At 47.8% G+C, this 10,224-nt stretch carries 8 protein-coding genes; 5 read left to right on the top strand and 3 right to left on the bottom strand.

Annotated features, from left to right (window positions below):
• Window positions 1-107: 107 nt before the first annotated feature.
• The 3 genes from AC559A_RS18210 to AC559A_RS18200 form a co-directional block, all read right to left on the bottom strand.
• Entirely contained in the window at window positions 108-935 is an 828-nt protein-coding gene (locus tag AC559A_RS18210; RefSeq protein WP_498819119.1) for a hypothetical protein, read from the bottom strand.
• Window positions 936-1,441: 506 nt separating this feature from the next.
• A complete protein-coding gene (locus tag AC559A_RS18205; protein ID WP_498819118.1) occupies window positions 1,442-1,693 on the bottom strand; it encodes a hypothetical protein in 252 nt (83 codons plus the stop codon).
• Window positions 1,690-2,175 carry a hypothetical protein gene (locus AC559A_RS18200; protein ID WP_498819117.1) on the bottom strand — a complete coding sequence of 162 codons (486 nt, stop codon included), beginning with the start codon at window positions 2,173-2,175 and terminating at the stop codon, window positions 1,690-1,692. The genes AC559A_RS18205 and AC559A_RS18200 overlap by 4 nt, the downstream gene beginning before the upstream one ends.
• 929 nt (window positions 2,176-3,104) lie before the next feature.
• On the opposite strand from AC559A_RS18200, the gene AC559A_RS18195 reads away from it, so the two are divergent.
• The 5 genes from AC559A_RS18195 to AC559A_RS18175 all read left to right on the top strand — a co-directional run bounded on the left by AC559A_RS18195 (window position 3,105) and on the right by AC559A_RS18175 (window position 9,985).
• A complete protein-coding gene (locus AC559A_RS18195; RefSeq protein ID WP_498819116.1) occupies window positions 3,105-4,271 on the top strand; it encodes a hypothetical protein in 1,167 nt (388 codons plus the stop codon).
• A gap of 64 nt (window positions 4,272-4,335) precedes the next feature.
• The gene (locus AC559A_RS18190; RefSeq protein WP_498819115.1) at window positions 4,336-5,556 is read left to right on the top strand and encodes a hypothetical protein; all 1,221 of its coding nucleotides are present in this window, start codon (window positions 4,336-4,338) and stop codon (window positions 5,554-5,556) included.
• A gap of 9 nt (window positions 5,557-5,565) precedes the next feature.
• Window positions 5,566-6,810: a DnaB-like helicase C-terminal domain-containing protein gene (locus AC559A_RS18185; RefSeq protein ID WP_498819114.1), complete on the top strand. Its 1,245-nt coding sequence runs from the start codon at window positions 5,566-5,568 to the stop codon at window positions 6,808-6,810.
• Window positions 6,811-6,824: 14 nt separating this feature from the next.
• Window positions 6,825-8,780 (top strand): DNA polymerase, encoded by a 1,956-nt coding sequence (locus AC559A_RS18180; protein WP_498819112.1) that lies wholly within the window; start codon window positions 6,825-6,827, stop codon window positions 8,778-8,780.
• A 179-nt stretch (window positions 8,781-8,959) separates the two neighbouring features.
• The gene (locus AC559A_RS18175) at window positions 8,960-9,985 is read left to right on the top strand and encodes a hypothetical protein (RefSeq protein ID WP_498819111.1); all 1,026 of its coding nucleotides are present in this window, start codon (window positions 8,960-8,962) and stop codon (window positions 9,983-9,985) included.
• Window positions 9,986-10,224: the final 239 nt, after the last annotated feature.

The raw sequence follows: 10,224 nt of genomic DNA, 5'->3' as shown, positions 1-10,224 counted from the left end.
ATGGGTTTGTTGCTCGGTGGGGTGAAGGGCTGGAGCTTACAAACAGAGAAGCCGGAAAGAACTGAATGTTCCTTCCGGCCTCTTCTTTTTTAGAATGTGGGTTGATGCTATGCAGCGGTGTCTGAATCGGTCAGAGCGAAGCCCTGAACAATTGCGAGATGCTTCACCAGATCACAAGATGTTTGCATCAGGTGCTGGGCCTTTTTGGGATCAGCTGGGCCGTGGTAAGTAGCTAGATTACGGAAAGCCGTTACAAGATGCTCTGAAATACGTTTGTGATAGTCCAGAGCGCATTTTATTGCAGCGCTTGCGAAGCGCTTGGCTCTGTCATTATTTCCTGCGTTGTTGCTATGCTCGGCGAATTGAATGTAGCCTTCTAGAAATTTCTCCATATTGTCTATTGGCGTGACTGAGAAGGAAGAAATGGCTATCAGAAACGTTTCCCAAGCTTGGTCGGTGTAGCCTAGCTCTGCCAGTAGGTAAGACCTTGTGATTTCTAATTCGTCTAACTGGCGGTTATATTTTCTGTCAAGCATCTCGAACAAAGCCTTCGCCTTATCCAATGTAAATAAAGCATTCAAATATTTTCCCTTCTTGTATAGTGCTTCTCCAAGGCTTTTGTGTGTGTCTGCATATTGGTACGGTAGAAGCCTGTTTCTGAGCTCTTTAGTGGTCAGAAGCTTTTGAAAGGTCTGCTCTGCCAGGGCGTACATATCAGTATTGAGGTAAATATCACCAAGGGTTTCGTAAATAGAAAGTTGATACTCATAGTAATTCTTGGAGGCCGGGTTGAGTAACCTCAGTAACGTGTTTGCAAGGGCCTCTGCTTCTTCCAGCTGATCATCCATCCAAAGTTCTTCCAGGGAATTGAGTGCGTCAGAAATATGCTCTTCTTTGTCAGCTGCTGATGCTTTAACGAATTTGTTAATTTCCATAATGTGTTGTCCTAATTATGTTATGTGTTGATAAAAAGAATGTATGTATTACCAGCTTTTCTCAAGTAAAGGCTTTATCCTGTCATACTGCCCTCTTGGTATTTTGAGAAAGGACAGGCAATTCATTCCTAGAATAAAATCATCCAGGTCGTTAAGAGTGTACTCCATTTCCTGTTTGATATCTTCCTCGTCACCGTAGCAACTGTATTGCCGACACTTCGGGTCTCTGCAAAGTTTGAGAGAGTTCCAGTAAAGGTCTGACTGATTCTTGCTGTCAAATCCTATTAGTACAAAACGCTTTCCTTCAATTACTCTAAACATAATTATTGTTCCTATATGTAGTGGTTAGTGGTTAGGCTGAATTGTTAACTGATATACTGTGCATCTGACATGTGCCTGTAAGGGCCGCATTTGCCTTTTAACGAGCCTTTTGTTCAATTTGCATAGTAAGTGTCCAGAATATACTTTGAAGGCTTAAAACGGCTTTAATCCTGTTCAATAAGTATTTATTGAGTATCTCTGATTGTAGGTAAGTCCGCATCTCCTTCTTCATTAAAAGTTATTCTCAGCTCTGGATTTACTACCGCCAGCTTTCGAAGGGTTGAGCGAACCTCTCTGATAGCCTGCTCCATGTCCTTCCAGCGCTTTTGTGCTTCTCTGGTGTGCAGGCCGTGTTTTAGAGCGTTCATGTTGCCGAGCTTTGTTGGATGTTTTGCTGGCACCCCTGCCTTTGTGAATAGTGTGTCGTTTTGCGTCATTTATTTGACCCCTGTGTTTCAGTGTTAAAATTACCAATCAATGCCTTTGACCCTTCCGATATCTGAATCTTCTCTACTTTGATTATCTGTGTTCCTTGCCGCTTGTACTTTCCAAGAGCATCCAAGGCCATTGTAAAAGTTCTGGTAAGCCTGTTGGCCAGTCCCAAGTACTTCTCCTTTGTTTCCAAAATAACTGATGACTGAGCCTCTGCAAGGAGGTCAATGCTTTGCATGTGCAGGGCAAATAGCTGCAAATGGAGAAGCCCTTCCAGTGGAGAATCAATCTTGCATCCTCTGTAAAAATCCAGGAATTTTTCAAGATTTTCCTCATCCCTGCATCCCTTGGGCAATGATGCCTTAAAAGCCGGAGTGATCAGTAGGTGTGCCAGCTGCTTGCTTGTTCCAAAAATAGTGGGGACCATTGGGACAGTCTTTACCTTCTCTTGTTCTGTAGGCGGCGATGTGTTGTTGATATGCTCCATAAGTTTTGTCCTTTGTGGTTGGTTTAGTTTTGAGAAGCTGTTCGTAAAAATCCTATAGTAAATAATGTGGTATTTGTATTCAAAAGTGAAGTGATTTTTGAAAAGAAATTCAAATTTCTTTTGGTGTGCTGCTTGAGGGCTGATTTCTGATTGTCCGTCAGTAGTTTGGGAAGCCCTTGAGGTAGCATACAGCTAAAGAAATGATAGATGGATATTAAACCGCAGTTTCCAGCTGATAGTTGGGGGCTGCGGTTTTTTTATTTTTGGGGAGGGGGATGGTGATTTGTGGGGGCTTGGTGATGGCTTGTTGGGGGGAATCAGTAAGAGGGACGGTACTTGGGGGAGAAGTAGTGGGTAGGCTGAGTGGAGTACTAGGGTGATGGGCGAATTAAGACGAATCCAGAGCGGAAGTAATAAGGAAGTAAAAGCCGATAGCTGTTAATCCTTGGGTAATACCTGCTGTTTAAGACTGAGAGAACGAATTTTAGTTTTCTTTGTACCAGTCGCTTCACTTTTTCGGTTTTCACGACATTATTTACTAGCTTCGAATTCGAAAGCGAAATCAGAAAAAGTTTTTTTTCGAAATTCACTTCAAAAATGCCTTCAATTGACCCATTCTTTAATATGAGAAATTTCCGTTTCCCAAAACAACAGTACAGCAGGTGGCGGCAGGTAGTTTATGGCTTCCCATCCCTTATCGCTTCCCTGAGCTGTAGCGAAGGAGAAGCGTATCTATATTATCATATTATCTAAGGCGGAATAGTTGAACAATATATGAGACTTAAGAGAGATCGAGGCCCAGGTAAGTAAGGTGCGAGGCCCATGTTGGTAAGGTGCGAGGCCCAAGTAAGTAAGGTGCGAGGCCCAGGTTGGTAAGGTCGATTTCGGCTGCTCACAACACATTTTAACCACTCAATACGGAAACAACAATGCAAAACAACACAGAATCTGTCTTCAGTTGGTGTCAACCAGGGTCAGTTGAGCCTGCCGATACAGAAATTGAAGAGATACCTACTGACCCAGAAGAGTCAGTATTCGTCCCACAGACCAGTAGTGTCGATATGGCACTCCGATACGATAGACCATTCGTCGCTAATAACCCAATTACGGAAACCTTTTGTCAGGCTGTAATGCATACTGGCAGCCCTATCGGTACGATGACAGGTGGCTGGTCTATTGACGGAGACCAGCTTGTTTTCTCACCGTTCAGAGTGAACGGGTCCGTTCGTATATCGTTACCCAATACTGACAAAAATCGTCATTTTCTGGAATCTCCAAACACTCTCCCGGATTCTTACGCCCTCTGCTTGGCTGCTCTGAGTTGGTCAAGACGCAACGGTAGACCGGTGGTTATCAGCAATAACGAGATTCTCAACGCGGTTGGTTTCTCGAAATATGGTCTGGATCGTAGCAACAAGGCTGAATTGATTTCCAACGAGTTGAAACAGTTGAGCCTATTTGACCTTGAATATTCCAAGCTGATCGGTCGGGTTCAACTCAAAAAGGGCAAAGGGAAGAAGCAACAGCAAGGCAAGGGGGTCGTATCCTTCCGGGGTGACCGTCTATTCAACCTGGTTCGTATGGATTTCCAGACAGATAATCATACCCATGCCTTCTGGAACATCACTCCGGGTCAGTGGGCCTACTACTACCTTAATCCAGAAGAATTCGATTGGGTAACCAAATTCCCCAGGGTTGTTTTCGAGTTGGATTGGCGGCCCCAGCGCCCCGCAGAGTACTTCGGAAAAAAGCTGGCCTACAGCTTGGTCGGATTCTCCGGTGGAACAACAACCGCCAAAGGGCCATTCAAACGGAACGTCTCCAACCTGCTTTGTGCGATCGGAGAACTACCTTTGCCTGAACATAGAGACAACAAGTGGGCATCCAGAACCAGAGACCGGATGGAGAGAGGATTGCTCCGTCTGGTGGATATGAACGTTCTCTCCCACATCGATTACAGCGAGGTCAGGCAAACAAATTCGAACAGGTATTGGGCGAAATCTTGGTTGAACTCCAACCTTTCGCTCCAACTTCATACGTCCCTTCAAACCAAAACCTACACAAAGCGGAGTAACAAAAATGTCAAAAAGAAATAGTGATTCTGATGTAATAACTGGCCTCGAACGTGAATTCCAGCGTTTGTTTTTTCCTCCGAACACCATGCCGACAGCCGGAATTCAGAAAAATGTGGGCAACCAGTATCCGACAGTGGAAAGTTACAACCTGTCCGACCATTTCAATGGAACACACACATACGCCTTCGACCTTCCTTTCGAGTTGGCGGGCGTCAAGATGACCAGGCTTGGTGTTTTGGACATTGACGAAGGCCTGGAATCACTTCCCAAGGTCCGGCAGATCCAAGACTACGCCTCATCCCGCCTGGGCCTGAAGGTATATGTGGCATTTTCCGGCAGCAAAGGTTTTCACGTGTATTTGCCGTCAGAGCCGATACGTATTGAATACATGCATCTGGTTCTGGAAAACATCCAGCGTGCCGTACCCTTCAAGGGCGACCTCATTCCGGCCAAAGGCGTAAACAGAGTCAAAGTGGCCCCGTGTTTTCACCAAGAAGCCCGGCAGGTTTCCTACCTACTGACCGCCAACGAGCCTCTAAAAATCATGCCCTCTCGCCAGGAGCTGCACGACATTCTGCCGGACCAGCTTGCGATTATGGAGGGGATTCGCCCGAACCTGGCAGCGCATATCATGGCTTTGGCCGACTATTTCAAGTCTGAAGATGCGAAAACGGACAGCACGAAGCTGATCCCGGACTTGAAAAAGCTTGGGGGAGAACTGCCGCCCTGTATGCTCAAGTTTCGGGAAATGGGTGGAGCCGTGGCCATTGGTCGGTACGACGGCAACAATCTGACTCTGCGTACGTACTGTAATAGCGCCGGTATACCTGACTCGAAGGCCGACGAATTGGCCGGTTGGTTGGCTGATAATACGAACCCGGACATTGACACCACCAAGGATACCACGGCCAAGCTGCGGCATTGGGAATCGACCAGGGACACCCCCGCCGCTCAAGAGCCGTTCTCTTGCGCCTTTCTGCTACGGGCGAAGAAGGAACTACGGTTCGACTGCGCCGCCTGTCGTGTGGCCCCTGAAGGGATCAAGCATCGTTCTTCCAAGCACAAGACCTCCGAAGAGCCGTTCAACCCGAAGTTGAAACTGCCGTTGAACATGTCTCGGCGGCTTTTGGCGTATCTGCTCCAATCTGGTGCCAATGTATCGGACATTGCGGACGATGTTTTCATGGACCCAACGGATAAGGCTGTTGTTCACGCATTTCTAAATGGATGTAGGGATGTCGCGGACATATTTCGGTTCTGGGACTCACAGCCCGAAAAGGACCGCAACCTGTATTTTAGCTCATAGGAGGAACCCGTGAGTTATCGAGAAAAGTTGGACACAAGGCTGGCTGAATTGGTGAACTATCCGGAAATTTCCGAGGAAGAGGGCCAAAAGCTGCTTGAGGCGGCGCGTGAATACTCTCAGCGGCACCGTGCGCATACCGTGGCCTCGCAAGCCCTGAAGCAACTGGAATCCCTGGCTTCCCCTCTGGCTGTTCTTTCAGATATGAAGGAGAAAAGCCAAAAAATACTCAGTTCTGGATCAAAATCCTTGCAGGCTGTTGGCAATATGGCTGAAGATTTTCTCAATTATATTGAGCATGGCGGTCTCGCTATACCAACACCGTTCCATGGTTTGAATGCAGTACTTCCAGGAAATGGTTTGCTTATTGGCACGGTAACAAGACTTATCGCGCCTCCAAGTGCTGGAAAGAGTGATCTTGCTACAATGTGTGCTGAATTCGTTGCTTCTATGGGCATTCCTGTTTTGTATGTAATGACGGAAATGAGATATTACGACGCTGTAATTCGTGGTGTTTCTCGGTTTGGAGGAATAAACAGTTTGAAAATTCACAAGCTAAAATCTGCACAAGATGAAGATTTGATGTCTTCATTTGCTGATGCATGTGAAAAATACTTTCAAACTGTTGGCAAGCATCTCTTCTATGTTGAAGTTTCCGGAACAGCGACTACATACGATATTGCGTCTTATGTATCTCAAATTAGGAAAAAACTAGATCTTCCTGAAGATTCACCATTCATGGTTGTAATTGACTATCTTCAAATGCTTTCAACTGGAAATGACAATCTGGACTTTGGTGGTCAAGATACTGCAAAGGTTACTAAGCTTGCCGGAATGGATGCTGACCTTGCCCGTGAAAACAATGTTGCTCTGTTGTCGATATCGGACATAACCAAGGATGAACTTTCCAAATCCACGTCTGACAAGGGGATGTCCCTTAACTCTTTGCGTGGGTCAAGTAGGTTGTCGCATAATTGCGATACTGTTCTCTTCTTGTACTCGGAGCAGGCACAGGCTGGAAGCGGAAAGGCTGACTCTGATCCATGGGAATTGTACTCCGAAGGTGTAAAACATCGTAATTTACAGGACCCCGTACTTGAAAAGCTTGAAAAAGCTCGCAAAACATACCCACCTGGTGGTGACGCTGCTAATGCATATGCTCGTATTGAGCTTGGTAAAAACAGGTCTGGAAACAAGGGCTTTCAGCTTCCGATTGTTTACCAGAAAGCTTACCACCGTATGATCGAAATCGTTTAACCAAAGGTTTATCTATGTTTGAGCAATTAAAGGCAAAAATTGCGCTTGGCGCATATGGAAATTCAGACTCCAGACCACAAATAGCAAGGGGCGTTACCGCCCCTTGCGTTCCGATAATCCCTTGGATGGGGACTCCTGAACAGGATACAGCTGGTAGTGGTATATGCTTTGTTCGATCTTCCCCTGATCTGCGAGCGTCTCTTACTGTTTTCGGTACAGGTTTTGAGTACATCACCGAACCGGCACAGGCCGCCGAGGTTCTCGTATCACTTCAAGGCAAACTCTGTGGTTTTGATATCGAGACGGGTAAACACCCGGTATTTAGGGATCACGAGCAGGCTGGTTTGGACCCGCACCTGTCTAAACCCAGGTTAGTTCAGCTGTATTCGGGGACAGGAAACGTTTACGTGATCGACCTGTTCAAAGCCGGAACCGCTTGCCTCGAACATCTGCCCAGGATCGGTCTTGTGGCCCACAATGCAGTGTTCGAACTACAGCACATGCTGCACGGAGGGCTTTCCCTTCCTGGAATTCACTGCACGATGCTAATGGCAAACGCCCTGACCAATGACCGTCCCTCCCTTGCAGACACCACAAAGCATTACCTGGATAACCTGATTGTACCGAAGGAGGAACAAAAATCGGACTGGTCCTCTCCAGACCTAACCACGGCCCAGATCGAATACGCCGCCCTGGACGCAGTTCTGCCGTTCAAGCTTCATGAAATCCTTCAGGCCAAAATCAAGGACGATGGCCGGGAGCGTCTATATGCCTTGCTGCAAGGAGCGCAATTGCCCGTGGCCCAGATGATACATAGGGGGCTTGGTATAGATATTGCGGCCTGTAAGGCTGTTTCTGAACAGGTTGACAAGCGGATGCTGGAGGTTGGTGACCTAGTTTTGCAACGATTGAAGGGTGTGGATAAGTTGACAAGCTCTGATCAAATCGCTGCCTGGTTGGAAAAAAATCTGCCTCCGAGCAAGATCAAGGCGTGGCCGAAAACAAAAACCGCAGGTCGTTTATCCACTGGCAAGGATGATCTTGAAAGGTTACGATCTCACCCTGGAATAGCTGCTTTGTTGGAATATAAAAAGCTGGTAAGCATCAAATCGGGGTTTCTTAAGCAGATGCAAACGCACGTAATACCGGCAACTGGTCGGTTACATCCGAATTTCAAGATCGCCGGTGCCAGTACGGGTAGAATGTCTTGTTCCAAACCGAGCGTACAGAACATTCCCAGGGGTACGCTGCGTGAGATGTTTATTGCTGAGCCTGGGAAGAATCTTATCTGTGCGGATTATTCTCAGATGGAAACCCGGATCGCGGCTCTTATTTCTGGGGACCAGGAAATGCTTGGATGTTATGATCGGGGTGATGATCTTCATATACTCACGGCTATGGTTATCACTGGAAAACAGGCGGATCAGGTTTCCAAGGAGGAACGTAACGCTGCTAAGGCGGCTAACTTCGGTTTACTTTTTGGTCAAGGAGCGACTGGATTACAAACCTACGCCCGGAACACTTACAGAGTAAATTTATCCAAAGAGGCGGCGGCTGATATTCGAAAAAAATTCTTCAGGAAGTACCCTGTTTTTCGTCAATGGCAGATACAGATTGCGGGGTCGGTAGAAAGATGTTGTTTCGTGGAGACTGTAAGCGGGCGTTGTCGTTACCTACCAGAAGACAGCTACTATTGTGAATCAATGAATACACCTATCCAAGGTGCTGCTGCGGAAATTTTCTATGCGTCACTGGCTCGTTTACCAAAGTATCTTGGAGGCTTAGACGCAGGGCTTGTGAACGTAGTTCACGACGAAATGGTTCTGGAAGCTTCTGAAAAAGACGCCCCCGCCGCCCAAGCCGCCTTGGAACGCGCCATGACCGAAGGTTTCCTTGAAATCTTTCCGGAAGCGTCGACCAGAGACCTTGTAGAGGCCAAGATAGGAAAATCCTGGGCCGAGGCCAAATAAGCACGGCAGAATTCAGTAAAATTGCCCGTGAAAGTAGGAAGCACTGCCAAACCGGTGGTGCTTTCTGCGTTTTGAAGGGCTTTCCCTATGAAAATTCGAAAATAGGCATGGTTTTTTGGTATAAGAAGGAGACAATGACCCGAATAGGTCCAACAATCTCACCAAAAGGAGCCCAAACCATGCTTATGACCCCCGAACACATTGAAACCGGCCTGAACCAATCCCAGATCATCCAGACAGAGACCACCCTCGGAAACCGCGCATCCTACATCGGTGCATCAGACATCGGCAACTGCCCCAGAAAGGCCGTACTCGGCAAGATCATCCCAAAGAAGACAAATCTTCGTTCCCTGCTTCTGATGAAGCGCGGCCACCTGGCTGAGCAGATCGTTCTTGAAGCTCTGGCGGACTTTGACCCAACTCATCAGGCGGAGCTGTCCCTGTACGTTGAGTATTGCCCAACCTGTCTATGGTTCGACCCCTTCGAGCCAACCACCAAACAAACCTGCCCCCGCTGCTCCGAGCCCTTGGATGTTCTGCCCCTGAAGGCGCACCTGGATATTCTTCTGCCAGGCCAGCGTATCCTTGAGATCAAGACCTCTGCCCTTACTGAAATCCCTACTGCCTGGGAACGGCAGCTGGCCATGCAGATGTTCCTACTCAGCCGATCCACGAACAGAAACGGCATAGACGGGGCAATCGTGGTTCTGGATCTGGGCAAAGGCTCCATGATCATGCAGAACCATTACACGCACAGTCCGGAAAACGCCTACCCATTACTCAATAGGGCCATCCAAATCTGGGAAGGCTTGAAAGATGCTTCCCGATCAGAGAACCCGGAGCAGCTTGGCCTTCAATGTGAGCCCAGCCCTCTTTGCGGCTACTGCTCTTTCCTCGGAACCTGCCCAGCTTACCAAGGCCCAGAGCTTCCGGAACAGCTTCAACCTCTTCTGGAATCATACCAGACCCTCACAGACCAGGAAAAACACATCAAGGCCCAGAAGGAAACCACCCGAGACAACATCCTGAGGCTTTTACGCCCCGGTACATACAAGGTACGTAATCTGCGAATACGCCTTTCCGAACGCTCTCGTACTACTACCAACCTTAGAAAGGTGGAAGCCCTACTCGGCGAACTCGGTCAAGATATTTCCGAGTATCAGACAACCGGGAAATACCCCGTTTTAGAGATCAAGGCCGCCTAACCACTTCCCCTCTCCCTACTACTGAGCATCACGGGCTCATCCCGTAAGAATCACGAAGCTCAGCCCCCTCTCTTCCCGTACTCATCACAAACACCGCCCTGACTCTGACCCAACCCCTCAGAGCACGGCACAGCTACGCCCAGCAAAGGAGGCACACAGCATGGATGCGCCCATGAACATCGTACACCTGCGCCATTCCAATGGCGGCAATCCAAAGGACTGGATTGCTATAGCCGGAG

The organism is Desulfonatronum zhilinae, assembly GCF_900182865.1.
GTDB classification, from domain to species: Bacteria; Desulfobacterota; Desulfovibrionia; order Desulfovibrionales; family Desulfonatronaceae; genus Desulfonatronum; species Desulfonatronum lacustre.
This window is presented reverse-complemented; position numbering and strand designations above follow the sequence as displayed.